The 20,156-nt window shown below is 40.4% G+C and carries 19 protein-coding genes and 1 tRNA gene; 13 read left to right on the top strand and 7 right to left on the bottom strand.

Going from position 1 to position 20,156, the window contains the following annotated elements:
* Positions 1 to 2: 2 nt before the first annotated feature.
* The 5 genes from TY03_RS01590 (at position 3) to TY03_RS01570 (ending at position 4,983) form a co-directional block, all read left to right on the top strand.
* A complete protein-coding gene (locus TY03_RS01590) occupies positions 3 to 701 on the top strand; it encodes a hypothetical protein (protein WP_042366723.1) in 699 nt (232 codons plus the stop codon).
* Between the two features lie 11 nt (positions 702 to 712).
* Positions 713 to 1,894, top strand: coding sequence for a DUF4856 domain-containing protein (locus TY03_RS01585; protein WP_042366721.1), 1,182 nt, complete (start codon positions 713 to 715; stop codon positions 1,892 to 1,894).
* Between the two features lie 7 nt (positions 1,895 to 1,901).
* On the top strand, positions 1,902 to 3,014 hold the full coding sequence (locus TY03_RS01580) for a fibronectin type III domain-containing protein (protein WP_148335548.1): 1,113 nt from the start codon (positions 1,902 to 1,904) through the stop codon (positions 3,012 to 3,014).
* A gap of 37 nt (positions 3,015 to 3,051) precedes the next feature.
* Positions 3,052 to 3,978: a hypothetical protein gene (locus TY03_RS01575; RefSeq protein ID WP_042366717.1), complete on the top strand. Its 927-nt coding sequence runs from the start codon at positions 3,052 to 3,054 to the stop codon at positions 3,976 to 3,978.
* A 531-nt stretch (positions 3,979 to 4,509) separates the two neighbouring features.
* On the top strand, positions 4,510 to 4,983 hold the full coding sequence (locus tag TY03_RS01570) for an arginine repressor (protein WP_042366715.1): 474 nt from the start codon (positions 4,510 to 4,512) through the stop codon (positions 4,981 to 4,983).
* 143 nt (positions 4,984 to 5,126) lie between these two features.
* On the opposite strand, the gene TY03_RS01565 is transcribed toward TY03_RS01570, so the two are convergent.
* Positions 5,127 to 5,984, bottom strand: a complete 858-nt coding sequence (locus TY03_RS01565; protein ID WP_042366713.1) for a hypothetical protein — start codon at positions 5,982 to 5,984, stop codon at positions 5,127 to 5,129.
* Entirely contained in the window at positions 5,963 to 6,421 is a 459-nt protein-coding gene (locus tag TY03_RS01560) for an aminotransferase class I/II-fold pyridoxal phosphate-dependent enzyme (RefSeq protein ID WP_081713024.1), read from the bottom strand. Before TY03_RS01560 ends, TY03_RS01565 begins: the two co-directional genes overlap by 22 nt.
* Positions 6,422 to 6,424: 3 nt before the next feature.
* Between TY03_RS01560 and TY03_RS01555 the strand changes: the two genes are divergently transcribed.
* The 6 genes from TY03_RS01555 to TY03_RS01530 all read left to right on the top strand — a co-directional run bounded on the left by TY03_RS01555 (position 6,425) and on the right by TY03_RS01530 (position 12,754).
* Positions 6,425 to 7,033, top strand: a complete 609-nt coding sequence (locus TY03_RS01555) for a hypothetical protein (RefSeq protein WP_042366711.1) — start codon at positions 6,425 to 6,427, stop codon at positions 7,031 to 7,033.
* Positions 7,030 to 7,743: an ABC-three component system middle component 1 gene (locus TY03_RS01550; protein ID WP_042366708.1), complete on the top strand. Its 714-nt coding sequence runs from the start codon at positions 7,030 to 7,032 to the stop codon at positions 7,741 to 7,743. Before TY03_RS01555 ends, TY03_RS01550 begins: the two co-directional genes overlap by 4 nt.
* Positions 7,744 to 7,748: 5 nt before the next feature.
* Positions 7,749 to 8,195 carry an AAA family ATPase gene (locus tag TY03_RS01545; RefSeq protein ID WP_042366707.1) on the top strand — a complete coding sequence of 149 codons (447 nt, stop codon included), beginning with the start codon at positions 7,749 to 7,751 and terminating at the stop codon, positions 8,193 to 8,195.
* 155 nt (positions 8,196 to 8,350) lie between these two features.
* On the top strand, positions 8,351 to 9,952 hold the full coding sequence (gene istA / locus TY03_RS01540; protein WP_230201869.1) for an IS21 family transposase: 1,602 nt from the start codon (positions 8,351 to 8,353) through the stop codon (positions 9,950 to 9,952).
* A 45-nt stretch (positions 9,953 to 9,997) separates the two neighbouring features.
* Positions 9,998 to 10,765: an IS21-like element helper ATPase IstB gene (istB, locus tag TY03_RS01535; RefSeq protein WP_042367273.1), complete on the top strand. Its 768-nt coding sequence runs from the start codon at positions 9,998 to 10,000 to the stop codon at positions 10,763 to 10,765.
* Positions 10,766 to 10,879: 114 nt separating this feature from the next.
* The gene (locus TY03_RS01530; protein WP_042366704.1) at positions 10,880 to 12,754 is read left to right on the top strand and encodes an ATP-binding cassette domain-containing protein; all 1,875 of its coding nucleotides are present in this window, start codon (positions 10,880 to 10,882) and stop codon (positions 12,752 to 12,754) included.
* 313 nt (positions 12,755 to 13,067) lie between these two features.
* Here TY03_RS01530 and TY03_RS01525 read toward each other — a convergent pair whose 3' ends face one another.
* Both TY03_RS01525 and TY03_RS01520 read right to left on the bottom strand, forming a co-directional pair.
* Positions 13,068 to 13,877 (bottom strand): Fic family protein, encoded by an 810-nt coding sequence (locus tag TY03_RS01525; protein ID WP_042366701.1) that lies wholly within the window; start codon positions 13,875 to 13,877, stop codon positions 13,068 to 13,070.
* 175 nt (positions 13,878 to 14,052) lie between these two features.
* Positions 14,053 to 14,136 (bottom strand) — tRNA-Leu (locus tag TY03_RS01520).
* 156 nt (positions 14,137 to 14,292) lie between these two features.
* Between TY03_RS01520 and TY03_RS01515 the strand changes: the two genes are divergently transcribed.
* Positions 14,293 to 15,375, top strand: a complete 1,083-nt coding sequence (locus TY03_RS01515; protein ID WP_042366699.1) for a mannose-1-phosphate guanylyltransferase — start codon at positions 14,293 to 14,295, stop codon at positions 15,373 to 15,375.
* 89 nt (positions 15,376 to 15,464) lie between these two features.
* On the opposite strand, the gene TY03_RS01510 is transcribed toward TY03_RS01515, so the two are convergent.
* The 3 genes from TY03_RS01510 to TY03_RS01500 all read right to left on the bottom strand — a co-directional run bounded on the left by TY03_RS01510 (position 15,465) and on the right by TY03_RS01500 (position 17,720).
* A complete protein-coding gene (locus TY03_RS01510) occupies positions 15,465 to 15,869 on the bottom strand; it encodes an HIT family protein (RefSeq protein ID WP_042366697.1) in 405 nt (134 codons plus the stop codon).
* 55 nt (positions 15,870 to 15,924) lie between these two features.
* Entirely contained in the window at positions 15,925 to 16,389 is a 465-nt protein-coding gene (gene greA, locus TY03_RS01505; protein ID WP_042366695.1) for a transcription elongation factor GreA, read from the bottom strand.
* A 179-nt stretch (positions 16,390 to 16,568) separates the two neighbouring features.
* Positions 16,569 to 17,720 (bottom strand): thioredoxin-like domain-containing protein, encoded by a 1,152-nt coding sequence (locus TY03_RS01500; protein WP_042366693.1) that lies wholly within the window; start codon positions 17,718 to 17,720, stop codon positions 16,569 to 16,571.
* A gap of 194 nt (positions 17,721 to 17,914) precedes the next feature.
* Here TY03_RS01500 and pnp point away from each other — a divergent pair, with 194 nt between their 5' ends.
* On the top strand, positions 17,915 to 20,041 hold the full coding sequence (gene pnp, locus TY03_RS01495) for a polyribonucleotide nucleotidyltransferase (protein WP_042367271.1): 2,127 nt from the start codon (positions 17,915 to 17,917) through the stop codon (positions 20,039 to 20,041).
* Positions 20,042 to 20,156 lie beyond the last annotated feature (115 nt).

The raw sequence follows: 20,156 nt of genomic DNA, 5'->3' as shown, positions 1-20,156 counted from the left end.
ATATGAAATATATATGGACAATCTGTTTATTGCTGGTATGCGGTTGCAATACCGTAAAAGAAGATACCACAATAGATGAAGAGTATGAAAAACTGTTTCCGCCGAAGGAAATAGAAAAGCCTGAGAACAAGCGGGGAGAATTGGTCGTGCAATTGTGCGACCCTAATCTGGCATTGAAAGATTACAAATATCCCGGCACGGAAGCACCGGCTGATATAGAAGCGTATAATATAACTTTGGTATGTGAGTTCCAAGAAATAGACAGGGATGGTGAGTTCACATCACCGGCAACGGCCCGTTATGAAGTGAAATATATAAACGATAAAAAAGAATTGGTAACGATTACCTGTGCAAAAGATAAGGAGATTCCGGAAGAAGATGAGGAGGAAGAGTATGAAGAAGATGACGAAGAGCATGGAGAAAATAACGAAGAGACGGGAAAGAAAGAAGGTAAGGAGGCTGCCCCAAAGATGACTAACGGTAAAAAGTTAGAAATCCGATTCAAAGCCTATTCCGGATTTCCTTTATATCTGAGTGTCACAGGGGTAGGCCCCAGAAACTCCAGTATAAAAGCAAGTATAAAAGCTGTTTCCACCGACGGATTGATAGAAATACCCGAGCTGAAGACCGAACAGTTTCAAAACGAAGAAGGACCGAATATGCTGAAGCATCCTTATTGCGAATACATTATTTTACCTTAAGAAAAAGAGAAATGAATTGTATAAAAGAGATATTTTTCCTTTGCTTGCTGATGAGTGTCACAGCATGCACCGAAGGGACGAACGAAACGGTGGAAAGCGCATATCAGCTTCCTGTATTGCCGGAGCCGTCGTACAAGTTTTCAAGGAACGGAGAGAGCAGCGTGAACACGTTGGAGTGTGACTTTTTAAAGTATCCTATCGACAGAATCTTTTCGGCATACCTGAGTGCGGCACGTATCACCACCCTGACGGATTCTGTCAAGATGCTAAGGTTATACGCCGAGGGTACATACGGCTTGAAGCCACAAGAGCAGATAGCCACCTCTTCGGCTCATATTACCAACCGGGAAAGAATTCTGAAGGATTTCAAAAGTTGGTTCGATGCTTCAGCACGTATATCCGGCTTAGGCAAGACGAACCCCAGCAACCACAGGAATACGGAAGCTGAAAAAGGGAAAGAGGGTTATGTGGGAACCAATATAGGCGATAAGGATATTTGCTTTGTCAATGAGAAAGGAGTTGCGGTAGCCGAAGTTTACAGGTATGCCATTATGGGAGCCATATATCTGGACAAGATACTCAACGTGCACTTGAGCGGGAATGTAACAGACAGTCCGAAACTGCGTTCCGCACACGATCTGACTCAATTGTCCGCAGGACATAACTATACGGAACTGGAACATCACTGGGATTTGGCATACGGGTATTACGGCTTCTGGAAATCGCTTGCCCAGTCTGAGGGTCTGCCTGCATTGAAAGATTCGCACCGCCGTATTTTTCATTCCTTTGTAAGAGGACGCAGCTATATGGAAACCTCCCGCTACGATGAAATCAAACTGCAAGCGGATACTATCAGGCACGAACTCAGCCGTGTGGTGGCTGTCAGGGCAATGAGCCTATTGGTAGGAGCCAACACTTTTGCCAATCTGAAAGAAAATCCGAAATACGCGTTTCGGCTTCTATCGCAAGCCTACGGACTTATCTATGCTTCACAGTTTGCCCGCAATGCACAAGGGCAGCCATTCATTACATACGAGGAAACCCGTAATCTTTTGCAGACATTGGAGCAGGGAGATGGATTATGGGATAAGGAACGCTTGCTGAAAGAAGAGAAAGACGAAGGTTCGTTACGGCATCTGGCAGCGCAGATAGGCCAGAGATTCGAAGTTTCACTTAAAGAAATAGAAAAATAGAATAAGTATGAAAACAATTTATAGAATAGCATTATCGGTCATGATGTGGGTGTGGGTCATTCCCACTATGAACGCACAAGAGAATTTATTGAAAAACGGAGACTTTGAAGGTGAGTGGAGCGGATCAGGCTATGATATGAAGCCCAAAGAATGGGTAATAGCTACACAAACATTAGGAACTAAATCCATAAACGAAAAACGTGATGGGGGAAATGGAACAAAAGTATTCATGGCATATCTTGCTAATAGTGGTTCCATTAGTCAAAGTGAAATAACAGTAGGAAGTGGAAATTATATGTTATCTATTTGGCATAAAATCCAAGATGATAATAATAAAAAATTCTATGTTATATTCCACTTTTATAAAGATGATGATTGGCAGGACAGTCAGGAGTTTAATTTTACCGCTAAGAAAGACAAATGGGAACAATTTAGTTCAAACATTCAAGTTCCTCAAGGTAAAAATATAAACAAAGCCGTAATGGTTATAAGATTCCCATATAGCAAAAATGGAGAAGTTTACTTGGATGATATTTCTTTGATAAAATCAGGAAGTGGCTCCACAACACCTGAAATACAAAAACCGGAGAAGCCGCAGCAAGTCAAAGCTGTCGCTTTCCAACGCGAAATTACAGTATCATGGCAAAAGAGTAAAACGGAAGGAATTACATACGAAGTAAAAAACGGAGAACGGGAATTCACCAAAATCACAGGAACTTCGTTCACTTTGGAAAAATTGGAGCCCGGCAAGTCATACACAATCGAAGTCTGCGCCGTCAAGGATGGAGTGAAATCCGAATATGTAAGTAAAAGCGCAATCACGGACAAATTAGAAAAAGCTGCTGATTCGGAAGACCGTATTCCATATCTGCGTACTCTCGAACCTGCCGGCTCGTGCAAAGGGAGGTTCCTCAAACTATACTACAACGATTTGGCAAACCCAAATGCAAATATCTCCTACAAACTGGACGGAAAGACTGTTGAACCTCTAAACAATACGCTGGAATTCCCCGCTTTCGACGGAAACTATAAAAGATTTCAACTGGAAATCCATATCGACGAAGGAAATGGGAGAGAATGGGAAATCCTGTATAACGAGCTAACCGTGCGAAACTTTTAAACAATAAAGGGACACTATTAAAACTGTATACAAACCAATGAGCAAGAATATACTATCCACACTGTGCATCGCCTTCTGCATTATCGGCTTCTTTGCCTGCGAAGAGCGGAAAGAGGAGTATCCGGATATCCGGATAGGAAAAGAAAAAACTTCTGTCGAGGAATTGTCGCTGAATAAACAGACGGAAAAGAGGCTTATCGTTTCGGGCGGAAACGGGAAATACATCGTCAACGTGGAGAACTCGCAAATAGCCACGGCACAAATGAGCATGGATACGCTGAAGGTGAAGGGATTGCTGGAGGGCGAAACGTTTGCCACCATCCTCTCGCACGACAAGCGCGTACGGCTGAAAATCAACGTCACCTTCCCCGAATTGGGCATAAGCCATTCCACCGTTCTGCTTCGCCCTAAAGACATAAGCAAATTCGTGAGCATTTCGGGAGGAGGAGAACGCGTCACACTGCAAGAAAACGACCCGGCAGATGTGATAGACATAAAATGGGACGGCTCCACCGGTATGCTCGAAATAACGCCCAAATACGAAGGGGAGGCCGAAGTAACGGCAGTATCCGAAGACGGGAAAGAACAGAAGACAATCCGCATCAGTGTGAAGCCGGAAGGAGAATTGAAGGTGCCGGGATGGTACGACACCACCAAAAACTCATATTACGTGATGTTGAACAACAAAATGATAGTCAAGAGAAAAGGGGTGGGCACATGGATCATAGACAGCGCCCGGCCTTATGGCGGAGAAATCACAACCTACACAGGCTCCCACATCAAGATTGCCCCCATTGTGAATCCCGTAAAAGGCGATTCCATCGACCTGCACGTCCTTGATTACTCCACTTCACATGGGAGAATAAAAAAAGGAGTACACCGTCTCTATGTAGAGGAAGTGGGCGAATCGGAAGTCATGCTGAGAGGAAAAGGATTCAAATTCTTGCTTCCCTACCAGAAGTAGAGCCAGTCTCTTCATGTAGCTTTATTTTGAATGATAACAGTATGGTAAGGGGTTGTCCTGCATTGGGCAGCCCCTTACTGTTGCCCGCCATCTAAAATCGTCTTTCTTTTCAAATCGAAAAAGCAATGCCCGAGTTCGGGATAAGGAGCCGGTCGAGAGCCTCACACGGCAGCCTGTTTTTTCTCAGACAAAACACACTGTTTATCAGATATTTATACCTGACTTGTCAGACACTTGTGTCTGACGGCTAAAACACTTGTGTCTGTCGCGTAAAACACTTGCGTCTGTCAAGACAAAGGATTGCAGTTGTCAAAACAGGGGAGAGAGGCCGGAGTAAAAGGCTCTCTTCCCTTCCGCCTGAACGCTGTAAACATAAAACCAAGGACAAAGCTTTTCCGTCCATGTCATAATGTATCATTATCCACTTATTCCGGTCTTAAAGAATAAAAATGCTGAAATAATTTTCTCTACGCATGAAAGATTCCAAAAAGATGCTACTTTTGCACCAACACAAGAATAATTATACGGAACATGAAGAAAAAAGCGAGTCGGTTGGAAACCATCAAGATGATTATTTCGAGCAAAGAGGTAAGTTCGCAAGAGGAACTGCTGTCCGCTTTGGGAAAAGAGGGTTTTGAGTTGACACAAGCCTCCCTGTCGCGCGACTTGAAACAACTGAAAGTTGCCAAAGCGGCGAACATGAACGGCAAATACGTATATGTGTTGCCCAACAACATCATGTATAAACGCTCCAACACACAGAGCGCCAGCGAGATGCTGATGACGAGCGGATTCGTTTCGCTTCACTTCTCAGGCAATATAGCAGTCATCCGCACCCGTCCCGGATATGCCAGCAGCATGGCTTACGACATCGACAACCGGGAATGTCCCTCCATTCTGGGAACCATTGCAGGCGACGACACCATCATGCTGGTGTTGCACGAAGCAGTCTCGCACGAGGAGATACGCGGCTTCCTGCGGCAACTCATTCCGAACGTCAAATAAGAGCATATAACAAGCGGGACAGCAAGAAACCAAAGTCAAGGAAAGATGCGGAAAGGCCGGACGGCAGAGGCGCCCGAAGAATATGTTCACCGAAACGCCCGCCGTCCTTCCCGTCGGACAAACCGATATACAGAATCATAATATTATACCGAAAAACGTTCTAAATCCATACCTGCCTTTATTAACCCTTCGGGAGTATCATCTTGTACGAATAAAACAAAGAAGCCCGAACAATTTTTCACTTGCTTTTTTGTCGTTCGTATAGACGATGAAAGGAAAGATTTGTTTCCTGCAAACTTTTTCTTCGTATAAAGAATTCGAAAGAAGAAACGTTCAATACCATTCAAGCCCAAACTCTCCAAAGTAAGCCCTCTTCCTCTTTTTATATCACTCTTGTTTGAGGAAATAAAGAGAGATAGTTCTTCCATTGATTTTTCAGAAGAGAGTTGCATAGAGTTACTATTGATAATCAATTCCGACAAAATCTTTCCTTCTTCAGTTCGCTTATCAATGTATCTTACATTCTTAAAAGAGGAGGATAATTTTTGAATACTATCCTCTGGAATTGGTTTGTTCGAGAAGTTTCGCCTGCAAGTACATCGTCTCTCAATATCATAAAGACTATATTCTGAGGATTTCTTTTCTTCGTCACATTTAGAAAAGGTCAGATACGCTTTGGTATCTTTCACCGAGACGTCCATTGAGACACCACAATGAGGAGCCGCATAAATACAGTTTTGGAGAAAGCACCCAATACTTATATACGCCTCTCTGTCGTGTGGGTCTACGGCTTTAAGCCTCCAAATCGAATCTATTTCAACTCTATAAAGATTCTCTTTCTCTTTGACGATACGCCACATTTGGGCGTTATGACTGCTGGGAGCCAATGCTCCATATTCAAAAACTTTTTCCACCATATTTTTCTCGATTATTTGTGATTGACAGATAATGGAAAACTTCATAGCCAAGACAAGTGCCATTATTGCTTTTTGAATGCCCATTCCAATAAGTTTAATGTTTTATCCAATTGTTCGATTGTGTGTACAGCAAGAACACTCATTCTTAATCGACTTTGTTTTTGGGGTACAGCAGGATATAAAATAGGGTTGACAAACACTCCATTTTGAAACAAGAAGTCTGCGATTTTCATTGCTCGTTCGTTGTCTCTAATCATTATTGGAAAGATTGCAGAATTGCTTTTCCCAAAATCTATTCCAATACTTTCTAATCCCTTTCTGAAGTGAATTATATTTTCCCAAATACGGGATCTCCAGAAAGGTTCTTCATCGATTAAATCAATGGCTTTAGCAATGGAGCCCGCAGATTGAGGAGTGGCTGCTGCTGAAAAAATATTTTCATTAGCAAAGTATTTCAACAGATTGATTACCTCTTTATTTCCAACCGCATATCCTCCAACACTTCCGAAAGTTTTGTAAATACATTGATTGGAATTGCATCATCTCTAGATTACGCAGAGGCTTCAGAATCTGATAAACTTGAATTGGGAAAAGTAAACGAAGCAATTAATAAAATTGAAGACTTATCTCCTGAAGAAATGAAATGTTTACTCAGAGATAATCTCTCTCCTCATCATACAATTGATGTTAAGGATCTTAACTCATTTGATGGATTTATCCACGATGAGGCTGTTAGAAGTGTTATTGGTAAGGCTTTGAGAAAAATAAAAACAGAAATCGATGCCAATTATCTAAGGTATAATATTATAAAAGAAGGCTCTAATACTTCATATCAGCTTACAACTCATAGCGGTAAATATGACATCGAGGATCGACCAGATTTTCAACATCTACAAAAAGAATGTGAGAAGATTATAGAGTCTCCTATATGTAAGGATGTAGATTATTTTGTTACCTGTAGTATAGATATTTCTAAAGAAGAGGTCGAAAAACGACTAATAAACCAAAGTAAATCACCGCAGGAAGAATCTGAAGAGGAGAAAAAATTTAAGCGCATTAATGAACCCTCTTTTGGTTTTGTTTCAGTAGAAAAGAGTATTATTGATATCAACAAGAACGCAATAGAAGAATGAAAAAAATAATTGAAACATTGTCTAAGAGCAATGGACTCCTAATACAACATCTGAATTACAACGAATTAGATGTGCTTTTTGCACACTATGATGAAAAAAATGATTTCTTTCTATTTCTTTTCGATGGATTTGTGGAATTACACCAAAAACTAAAAACAGATATTGACAACCATAATTTAGAGTACGCCATAAATAATATGGTTTACAATATGTTGCAGACAGATGAACTGCGAATATATCAGGATCGTTACATTGGACATAATATTTCTATTGTGTTGGTATTGTCAGGTGTTAATGAAGATAATGAAATTGGGCTATTCAAGATAGAGGAAAATGTCTACACGTCGAAAAAATATGTATTGCATTATGATGAGAGCAATTTAATAGAATTGAAAGGGAGGCTAAACGCAGAAGAGGCCTCAGAAGTTAGCATATCTTTAAATAGATTGGTGAAAAATCATAGTGATCTTTTGAAAGAGTCGAATGATAAAAGTGGATGGTATGAATTGTTATTGAGGCTATTTATTAAAATTCCTTTTCTAAATTACATTAATACAGATACCAACAGTCTTGAACTGATAACTATGGAAAATACTCTTATGATTGCTCTTACAAGTGACCAAAAGGAATTAGTAAATGAAATAAATAAGATAGATGTAAAAAATATCGCTGCTATTGAAACGCATATTTTACAAAAACACAAAAACTGAGAGCAATGAATAATACAGATAAGTTTAAAATCGAATCTTTGAGCATTAAGAATTTTAAAGGCATCACGGAGCTCAATGTCGATTTCGATGAAAAGAATATTGTTGTGCTTGATGGCCCCAATGGATATGGAAAAACGACTATATTTGACGCTATAGATATTATATTAACTGGCTTCCCTCGGAAATACCAAGCCGTCGCCATAGATGCACGAAGCACTTATGACCGTAGTCCGATCCATAAATCTCAGGATCAGCCAATGGAACTATCTTTATCATTGAGGAATTCCGAAGGTAGCGTATGTATTAAAAGATGTTTTGGAGCTGCGACTAAAGGCAGATGCAAAGACTATAATATAAAGAATATTTTCGTTGGGTCTACTTTGTATCTTAATGGAAAACTAAGCGATCAAGATGACTTAGAACGAATAATTGACTATTCTTGTATAATATAAATAAAAAGTAGTCCACTGAAATACTTGAAAAGTATACCACCAGTTGAGTAAAACTCTTGGAGCATATTATATAAAGTGCTCGGTTTTACCAACAACTATTAACATTATAAATTCCTTTGTGTATTATAACTAACACAGAGGGTAAAATGATAACAATGGTAGAAAAACAAGCAATTATACACATGTACCGCACCGTGGGGTACAGTAAGCGGGCTATAGCCAGGGAGTTGGATATCAGCCGTAAGACTGTTCATAAAGTCATTGCAGAGTATGAAGCAGCTTTAAACTGCCCTGATCCTGAATCTTCTCTGGAATCGATATTAACTATACAATCACGCTACGATAGTTCTAAGCGAAGTCGCCGTATTATTACCGGTAGCCTGAAGGACTTAATAGACGATTGTTTAGAGAAGAACACTCGCAAGCGTGCGATGGGTTTAAAGAAGCAATGTATGCGAGGTAAGGATATTTACGAACTACTCATAGACAAAGGCTTTGAGGTCAGTTATACAGGAGTTTGTAAATACATCGCCTCTGTAGCTGCTGAGAAGAAAGAAGATAAATCTCAGGAAGCCTTTATCCGTGGTTATTATCCACCGGGAGAGTCCTGTGAGTTTGATTGGGGCGAAGTCAAGCTTTACTTAAACGGTAAGCTCCAACGTATCCAGATGGCCGTCTTTACCCTAAGCCATAGCAACGGCCGTTATGCCTGGCTGTTTCATCACCAGGACCAGTTAGCTTTCATGGAGTCGCACCGTAACTTCTTCCGCCAGATAAAAGGTGTTCCCTCCATTATGGTCTATGACAATATGCGTGTGGCCATTAAAAAATTTGCAGGCCAGGAGAAGAAACCCACAGAAACCCTTCTTCGCATGAGCAATTTCTACCGTTACCATTACCGTTTCTGTAATGCCCGTGCCGGTTGGGAAAAAGGGCATGTAGAACGTTCTGTAGAGTATGTCAGGCGTAAGGCTTTCAGCGTCAATCTGCATTATGCTTCATTGAAAGATGCCCAGATACACCTGCTGGCAATCTGCGAGAAGATTAACTCACGCAGCGGCAGCCCTTCGACAATTAATAAAGTGGAGGATCTGGCAGCAGACCTGGCAGCACTAAGGCCTTATACCAATGAGATGGGATGCTTCCAGATGGCAGAATACAAGGTAGACAAGTGGTCCACCATCTGTATGAACTGCTCCCACTACTCGGTACCCGATACATTGGTAGGCAAAATGGTTACCGTTAAGCTGTACTCCGAGAAGATCGTTATCCTCTATAATAATGAAAAGGTTTCGGTACATGAACGCATATACTCCCGCCAAAAGGGGTGGTCCATCAAACTGGAACATTACCTAAACACTTTGTTGCGTAAACCGGGGGCACTACACACTTCCCTGGCATTAAAGCAAATGCCGGGACCAATACAGACCTTGTTTAACAAGCATTTTACAGACAAGGCACGGGATTTTGTCTTCCTGTTACAATATGCCAGGGAAAATAACTTTAGCGATAGCGATATAATAGAAGCATATGCCTCATTGAAAGCGCGGGGCTTGAGAAGTATATCGGCAGACCAGATCAAGGTCATGCTGTATGCCAATAACGAGTCACAAGTGAGTCAGGGAGAACCCATCTATCCGGATGACAATCATAAGAGCGGGTCTGCCATGATCGAAGAGGGAGCCATGAGGATACTGATGGATTTATCGCGCATAATGGATGCAGAGAACAATATAAAAATTATCACCAAAAATTAATAATCAGTCATGAGACAAGAAGTGTTTAATATCAATAGTATGCAAATGGAAAATCTGAATGAAAAAGAAAAAGTCTTTAACTACGCCAAAGAACTTAAACTGCCAGTCGTGCGGGATGAACTCGATGAGTTTATTACTTTGGCAACCGATGAAAACTGGTCCTACCGATCCTTCATATGTCAGCTATTAACCAAAGAAATGGACATGCGTATAGAAACACGCCGTAAACAGTGTATCAGGATAGCCGGGTTTCCGGAACTAAAGTATATACAGGAACTGGTAAGAGAAGAACTACCTAAAGATGCACAAACCGCTCTACCGGAACTCGAAACATTGGATTTTATGAAAGAAGGGAGGAATATCGTATTTTGTGGTAATCCCGGAACAGGTAAGACACATATATCCATAGGGCTTGGTATTAAAGCTTGCCTGGAAGGATATACTGTCTTTTTTACCTCCGTACCAAGATTGCTTACACAAATCAGGGAATGCCGTTCTCAAAAAAGTTTACGCCAGCTTGAAATGCGCTTCCAAAGGTACGATATGGTCATCTGTGACGAGTTTGGATATGTGAGTTGTGATAAGGAAGGAGGAGAACTGCTATTTAACCACCTATCTCTGAGAGCAGGAAAGAAGTCTACAATCATTACCACAAACCTAGCTTTTGACAGGTGGGGAGAAATAGTGAAGGATAAAGTTCTGGTGGCGGCAATGGTAGACAGACTCACACATAAAGCCTATCTTATCAATATGAATGGACAATCCTACAGAGTTAAAGAAACCAAAAAGATGTTGCAACATAAGGAGGAATAAATATCTTTGAACCATCTCAACCGAGACACTTAGTGGTATACTTTTCAAGTACTAAGTGGACTACTTTTCATTTATACTATACACTATTCTTCTATCAGAGCTCATTTCAATGTATTGAATTACGTTGAGCAGGACGAAAATACATTTTTCGTAAAAAAGGATCCTAAAAAACGATATGAAGATCTTTCTTCTATTTTGGGAGCAGAGCGTCAAGTAGCAGAGTTAGAAAGAATCCGTACGTATTTGAGTCAAATAAGAAATATAATCAGCAATAAGAATAAACGTAAAATAGAAATCAATAAGGCCAATAAAGATGTTGTATATTCACTTAATGAGGACTTGCAATATAAAAGATTACTTACGATAAAGGATTTAGTTTGGGACAGAGAAAATATTAATAACAATAATATCGAAACATACCAAGAGCATCTTAAAGTAATAGGGCAAATAAAAGATTTATGTATCAATAAGCATTTGATAAGGGACATACGCTTACATGATCAACTTCAAGCATACGTTGGCGATGAAACATTCTTAAATAAAATTATTAACGAGTTCTGGAGTGTAAATAATTTTGAATATCTACAGAAAGAAGATGTAACAAGAAAAGAGTTAGAGAAAGCAAATACTATTATCGCAAAGATATTAGATGCGATAAATGATCTAAAATACGATACATTTATAGAGCCGACAATATTTGAGTATTTACAAACAAAGGATTTGAAGATAGACATTGAGTCATTCCGAAAAGAAATAGAAATAATTATTTCCTTAAAAGCCTCCTTAAGTACGCATAGTGCAATATTGGAAAATTTGAAAAACAGACAAGCTGAACTGGTAAACTTGTTTTCGGAACACAAGAGGCTCGTAAATTTGACAGATGGCGAATGTCCTACTTGCGGATTCGGTTGGCCAACATCATCTCAATTGTTGGATGAAATTAAAAAAACTACTGATAAAATATTTGAAACATATAATTCAACGAATAAAGAGTTTGAACAAAAGAAAAGTAGTTTGCATACAGAGTATTTGAAGGTAATTCAAGAGTCGGCTTCTGAAGAACTACGTAAAAATAAAGAAAAGACGGTATGCTTGATTAGCAGCGAAGAGTTCTCAAAGGCGAATAGTCGTTTTAATGAATATAATAGAGAGTTTAATATCTTTTTAGGGTTATTTAACAAAGAGGGTAAAGACCAAATTATTAATATTGTAAATTTACGAAAAATAGAGAACGTATCAGTTACGAAGCAAGCTATTGTTGAGATTATTAAGAGTAATACTCCAGTGCTTACATTGCCTCAAGAAAAACAATCAGCTTTACTATTGTCTTTTAATAGTTATTTTGACAGTCAATTGGATTTAATTGAGAAGTTGGAGCCTGTTGACATAGAAAACAAACGTAAATATATTGAGACACAGTATTATAATGCGATTAATAAAGAAATAAAATCATTAGAAGAAGATGTGATAGCCTTAGAAATAGAAATGCAGAGAGTCGATGAGTTGATCACAATGTATGATTCAAAAATAAAAGAATATACAAGCAACATTGTTAATCAAGTTAGCATACCTTTTTATATCTTCACTGGTAAAATTTTGCAAAACCATTCACTTGGGACAGGCTTAGTCTTAGATTTAAGCGTTGGAGGTAAAGACCCTTCATTCAAAATCACTCCCAGAGCAAGCGAACATGAAGTTTCATATACATTAAGTTCAGGACAATTATCAGCTACCGTAGTATCTCTAATGTTGGTATTAAATATTGTCTATAATAAATCTAAATTAGGCACTTTACTTATTGATGACCCATTGCAAACATTGGATGAGATAAATTCTCATTCATTGATTGAACTTTTGAAGCATAATTTTGGAGAGCAACAGATAGTATTATCAACGCACGAAAACGAGTATTCAAAATTATTTAGATATAAATATTCAAAATTCAATTTGTCTCACAAAAACATATCATTAAAGAATGAGGTTAGATAACTTCAGAAAATAGTTGGCAATTTTCAGACTGACTAAGCTTTGGGCAAAAGCGTCACCGACAAAGATTGAACCGATATATTTGCCGAACATCTTGGAAGTAATTCCTTAATAAAAAATGGCTAACAGTTGAAAATCGCAACCTGTCAGCCATTTTTTTGATACTTGGATTCTTTTAGTCCGTACTTCGAAGGTCATTCGGTCAAGGTCAAGCGAACTAAAAAGAAAACACCAAAATCCACTTTTTGGTGTAGATTTTGGTGCAACCCATACAACTTGCTGATTTTCAGCGTTGTTTGCGGAGAGAGAGGCTCTGTTAAAACATAAAGTTAAATCCCTTCTTACCCGAAACCTTGTACTTTTCAATCTCCAAAGAAAGAGATTTCTTTAGCTGCAGCGCCATAAAATAAAGAAAGGGCTGACTGTTTTCTTCATCTTGCGATTGCTGCAAGGCAAGAATATAATCGGCTCTATCTTCTTTGAATATTTTAGTCGGGAAAAGTTTATAGCAGAATTGCAAATAGTTCATTAGTAAACGAGATGTTCTTCCGTTACCGTCCACCCACGGATGAATCGTAACAAGATTAAGATGTGTGTTAAAACTTAGTTCATACTGCTCTTGCAGCGAGGTGGTCGATTTTAATCGTTCATTTACAATCCGGCAAAACTCATCGACCTTCACAGAAACTTTCAAATAGTTCATATAAGAACGACCACCGATACCAGCCGTTACCCCACATAGACGATATTCGCCCTTTGAAGAATCAAACGAACCAGCCATCGTACTATGCACGCCTCCTGTTGTTCGCATCAACATTGCATTCAAGTCCTGCAAAAGCTTTGGAGTAATAACAGCATCCCGTTTGGCTTCTTCCATAGCAAACTCATAGGCTTGCTTCAAATCCTCATTCATCAAATGATGAATTAACGGTTTACCTTTAGCAGTGACTCCTTCATCAAAAAGGAGTTGTGTTTCCATCTCCGTCAGTGTAGAACCTTCGATAGCCGTGGAATGGGTAATAAGGGAATAGAGGTAGTACTTCTCATAGTCTACCGACTGGCTGATACCAAGCGTTATAAATTCTTGGTTCAATTCTTCTATTTCTTGCCAAATACCTTTTTCCATAATGAAAGGGAGTTAATTTCTTATTTCCTCGTAAAATTAGATAGAAATCATTCAGGAACAAAAGAAGTGTCTTTTATTTTGAGATTATTTTGCACGTGTGGGGAAAATGTGGGGAAAAATAGAGCAAAGAAAAAGCCTAACTGACTAATATTCAGCTAGGCTTCCCTTTCAAAAGTACCCAGACCCGGGGTCGAACCGGGATGGAAGTGAATCCACTGGTGTTTGAGACCAGCGCGTCTACCGATTCCGCCATCTGGGCGTTTCTCTTAATTGCGGTGCAAAGATACAGCTTTATTTTTAACCTGCAAGCGTTTCAAAGGAAAAAAGAGAAAAAAAAGAGAAAACATGCCAAAAATAGTTCTATGTTCGGAGAGAAAAGCGTACTTTAGCAGAAACTTTTAAAACAGTCTATATCATGACAAATAAAGATAATTATTGCGTAATCATGGGAGGCGGTATCGGTAGCCGATTCTGGCCTTTTAGCCGCAAGACATTGCCTAAACAGTTTCTTGATTTCTTTGGAACAGGCCGTTCGCTACTTCAACAAACATTCGATCGTTTCAACAAAGTGATCCCGACAGAGAATATATTTATCGTAACCAATGCCATTTACGCTGATTTGGTAAAGGAGCAGCTTCCACAGCTTAGTTCCGAACAAATCTTACTCGAACCCGCCAGACGAAATACAGCCCCTTGCATTGCATGGGCCTCTTATCATATCCGTGCACTGAACCCCAATGCTAATATCGTAGTAGCCCCATCCGATCACTTGATACTGAAAGAGGGCGAATTTCTTGAAGCTATCGAAAAGGGATTACAGTTCGTAGCACAATCGGATAAATTGTTGACACTTGGCATTAAGCCTAATCGTCCCGAAACCGGATATGGGTATATTCAGATTGCAGAAAAAGAGACTGAGAACTTTTATAAGGTAAAGACATTTACCGAAAAGCCGGAATTAGAATTAGCCAAAGTCTTTCTGGAAAGTGGCGAGTTTTATTGGAACTCGGGATTATTCCTATGGAATGTCAACTCCATCATCAAAGCAGGAGAAGCATTACTACCCGAACTGGCCGCCAAACTAACCCCCGGTAAAGAGATCTATGGCACTCCACAAGAGAAAGCATTTATCGAAGAGAACTTCCCTGCCTGCCCCAATGTATCAATCGACTTCGGCATTATGGAGAAAGCCGACAATGTCTATGTATCATTAGGCGACTTTGGTTGGTCAGACTTGGGAACATGGGGATCACTATACGAACTCTCACCGAAAGACGAAGACAACAATGTAATGCTCAAATGCGAAGCACTGACCTACAATAGTCAAAACAACATCATTGTATTACCGGAAGGGAAATTGGCTGTTGTTGATGGATTGGATGGCTACTTGATTGCCGAATCAGATAATGTACTTCTCATTTGTAAAAAGGACGAGGAGCATGCCATTCGCAAATATGTAAACGATGCACAGATAAAGTTAGGAGACGATTACATTTAAGGATGAAACCTATATATAATAAGGAAAGGGTATCTCGATTGATTCGAGATACCCTTTTTATTTGCTCATCACAGCTTATACAATTAAAACTACCGTTGTGCCTGCCAAGCCTTATTAATCAAGGCGGCAATAGCGACAAACTCTTCATTGGATAGTTTAAGTTTCGGATTTGAAATCACCATATCCGATTCTTTGTTAATGGGAATCAAGTGAATATGCGCATGCGGAACTTCAAGCCCCATCACTGCCACACCCACACGCTTACAAGGTATCGCCTCGGCAATAGCAGCGGCTATCGTTTTTGCAAACAGATGCATACCAGCCAGCGCATCGTCGCTTAAATCGAATATGTAATCGACCTCTTGCTTGGGCACAACCAGTACGTGCCCTTTCACCAAGGGATTGATATCAAGGAAGGCGAAGAATCGATCGTCTTCGGCTACCTTATAACAGGGAATTTCGCCTGCAATAATTCTACTAAATATTGTTGCCATAACCTTTATGTATAAATAAAAAAAGGCAAGCTCCAGGTGGAGTCTTGCCTTGATATTAAATCGAAATATTGACTACTTCCAGATGTATCTCACCTTGGGGAACACGAATATCTGCGACGTCACCTACCTTCTTACCCAGTAGTCCCTGAGCAATGGGTGTGCTGATTGAAATCTTACCTTCCTTCAGGTTGGCTTCGCTTTCCGAAACGATGGTATAAGTCATCTTCATACCATTTTTGGTATTCTTCAGTTCTACCTTATTGAGAATCTGTACCGAATCGGTTTTCAGTTTAGACTCATCGATGATTTTTGCATCACCGATAATCACTTTTAGTTTATTGATTTTCATCTCAAGCATGCCTTGAGCTTCTTTTGCTGCATCGTACTCTGCATTCTCCGACAGGTCACCTTTGTCGCGTGCTTCAGCAATTGCAGCAGAGATTTTAGGACGCTCCACTGTTTCCAGTTCACGGAGATCCGCCATTAATTTCTTGTAACCTTCTTCTGACATATAAGCCATGATGTTTTCCTCCTTTTATTTTTATGGTCATATAAAACAAAAAAGAATTCCAACATGAGCCATGCTGGAACCCTCTTTATTATGATTTCGTTGCAAAGATAGGTTTTTATCTGATACGTGTCAAGGGAAAACCAATGCTATGCAACACATTTAACGAAAGTATACTAATTTATAACAACTTAGAGCAATGATTTGATGGCTGCATTCAAATCCTTTACATCTTCGCCACGCACGCTCAATTCGTTGTTACGGTTGATTAAGAAGTAAGCAGGCAATTGTTTTACATTGTACACGGCAGCATGGGTCGAATAGATTCCATTTCCATCGCGCACACTCACCCAAGGAAGATTATCAGCCGAGGTTTTCCAGAAATGCTCATCGGCATCAAGAGAAACCTGATAAATTTCGAATCCTTGTGCGGCATACTCATTATATAGTTCACGCAGCATCAAGTTATGAGGGGCACCTGTCTGAGTCTGGTAAACGGTAAAGTCGAGCAACACTACCTTTCCTTTCAATTCGCTCAACTTACGAATATTTCCTTTAATATCGCGTAGGCTGATATCAATAAGCCCTGTTTCAACAATCTTCTCCTCGGGTACCTCGATCGTCTTTTGCTGAGGCGTACGCGTATTCTTCATTCCTTTAATCACAATATTATAAAGGTTCTTTGAACGAATGGCGTGCGGATACAAATTATTAAGGCTTGTCGCAACGGCAGCAAAGCACTTTACATCGTCTTTACTGTTCAACGGATCAAAGATAAGGTAGTTATTTAGCTTCTGGAACAGAGCAAAATAAGCGGCAGATGTGTTGGGGGCTGCAAAGATATAGTTGATCTTGACGTCATCCTTATAATTCTTCAATAATACCGCAAGGCTATCTTCGAAAGCAGTGGGCGAAAGTTTATTGGCTTGAACCGTTTGAATCAATGCATCCACACTCTTCTGTAAGTCGACTTGTTTCATCGTGAGCGCTTTTATCTTAGAGCTGTTTTCAGATCCTTCTACGGTATATGCTGTAGCAAAATCAACATAAGGAGCTTTGATTTGAATGGCTTCGGTAGAGTCGACAGCGAAATTAATAATTTTATCATCTACACGCAACCGATAGAACTCGGGAGCCTCCGGGCGTGCTTGTTTAAAGCTAAATGAACCATCACCTTTAAGTTTAACCGAATCGAGCAGTGTAACTCCTTCTATTCCGGAAGCCTCCAAATAAAGCATCTTTCCATCTGCTCCCGAAACATCTCCATTAACATTAAATTGAGGACCCGAATTACACGCAGTCAGTGCAAGAGCGGCAAAAGCTACCAAAGTTATCTTTTTCATATTATGTGTGTTATTTTTCGAACTGCAAATATAGTTCTTTTCAAGATTAGTCAAAGCATTTTGTACGCTTCTTCATCCTAAAAACTAAAATTTTAGGTCGTACAACAACTTTTTATCTCATTTCCACCAATTTAGAATGAGAAATGTATATCTTTGCAGGAATTTTGAAAGAAAATATAGATAAAACAATTTTTATGATTAACCCAATTGTTAAGACAATCGAGCTGGGAGATGGCAGAACCATTACGCTCGAAACGGGAAAGTTGGCAAAACAGGCAGACGGTTCTGTAATGCTCCGCATGGGTAACACCATGTTGCTTGCTACTGTTTGTGCCGCTAAAGACGCAGTTCCCGGAACAGATTTCATGCCTTTACAGGTAGAGTACAAAGAGAAATATGCCGCATTTGGCCGTTTCCCCGGTGGTTTCACCAAAAGAGAAGGAAGAGCTTCAGACAATGAGATTTTAACCTGCCGCTTGGTAGACCGTGCTCTCCGCCCCCTATTCCCCGACAATTATCACGCAGAAGTGTTCGTTAACATCATCCTGTTCTCAGCCGATGGAGTTGACATGCCCGATGCATTGGCCGGACTTGCCGCATCAGCAGCACTTGCCGTATCAGATATCCCTTTCAACGGGCCTATCTCTGAAGTACGTGTAGCACGTATCGATGGACAGTTCGTTATCAACCCAACTTTCGAGCAATATGCTAAAGCAGACATGGACATCATGGTTGCCGCTACTTATGATAATATCATGATGGTAGAAGGCGAAATGGCCGAAGTATCAGAAGCTGAGTTGTTGGAAGCAATGAAAGTTGCTCACGAAGCAATCAAAGTTCACTGCAAAGCTCAGATGGAATTCGCAGAAGCAGCCGGTAAGACTGTGAAACGCGAATATTGTCACGAAGAAAATGACGAAGAGCTCCGCAAGGCAGTTCATGCCGCATGCTATGAGAAGGCGTATGCCGTAGCTGCTTCGGGCAACCGCAACAAACATGAGCGTCAAGAGGCGTTCGACACTATCTGTGATGAATTCAAAGCTACATTAAGCGATGAAGAATTGGCAGAAAAGAAAGCATTGATCGATCGCTACTACCATGATGTAGAGAAAGAGGCCATGCGTCGTTGTATCCTCGACGAAGGCAAGCGTCTCGATGGTCGTCAAACAACCGAAATTCGTCCTATCTGGAGCGAAGTAGGTTACCTGCCCGGACCTCACGGATCAGCTATCTTCACTCGTGGCGAAACACAGTCACTGACTTCTGTAACCTTGGGTACGAAGATGGACGAGAAAATCGTTGATGATGTATTGGCTCGTACCAAAGAACGCTTCTTATTGCACTATAACTTCCCTCCATTCTCTACAGGAGAAGCCAGACCTCAACGCGGTGTAGGCCGTCGTGAGATTGGTCATGGAAACTTGGCTCACAGAGCATTGAAAAAGATGATCCCTGCCAACTATCCTTATGTAGTACGTATCGTATCTGAGATCCTCGAATCGAACGGTTCTTCTTCTATGGCTACCGTATGTGCCGGAACATTGGCTCTTATGGATGCCGGTGTACAGATTAAGAAACCTGTATCGGGTATCGCTATGGGATTGATTAAAAATGCAGGCGAAGATAAATATGCTGTTCTTTCGGACATTTTGGGTGACGAAGATCACTTGGGCGATATGGACTTCAAGGTAACCGGAACAAAAGACGGTATCACTGCTACACAAATGGACATCAAGGTAGACGGTTTGTCGTTCGAAATCCTTGAGCGTGCATTGAATCAAGCAAAAGAAGGACGTATGCACATCCTTGGTAAGCTTACCGAAACAATGCCTGAGCCACGTGCCGAACTCAAAGATCACGCACCTCGTATCGAAACACTGACTATCCCGAAAGAATTTATCGGAGCCGTAATCGGACCTGGCGGAAAAATCATTCAAGGTATGCAGGAAGAAACCGGTGCAACAATCACTATCGAAGAAATCGAAGGTGTGGGTCGTATCGAGGTATCGGGCACTAACAAAAAATGTATTGACGACGCTATGCGCTTAATTAAAGGCATCGTTGCTGTACCCGAAGTTGGTGAAGTATACAAAGGAAAAGTACGTTCAATCATGCCTTACGGTGCATTCGTTGAATTCCTACCCGGAAAAGACGGATTGCTGCACATCTCTGAGATTGACTGGAAACGTCTGGAAACAGTAGAAGAAGCCGGTATCAAAGAAGGAGATGAAATCGAAGTGAAGCTGCTTGATGTAGATCCTAAAACAGGTAAATTCAAACTTTCTAGAAAAGTGTTGATGCCTAAACCCGAAAAGAACTAATCAACCGTTTTGATATAGCTTTATAGCCCGGCTACAAGTAGTCGGGCTATTTTTTTTAACAAGAAAAACAACGCATACACCTAAAAACTGTTCTTTAATTTTGTTTTTTCAAAAA

Origin of the sequence: Bacteroides neonati, from assembly GCF_000499785.1 — a bacterium.
GTDB classification, from domain to species: Bacteria; Bacteroidota; Bacteroidia; order Bacteroidales; family Bacteroidaceae; genus Bacteroides; species Bacteroides neonati.
This window is presented reverse-complemented; position numbering and strand designations above follow the sequence as displayed.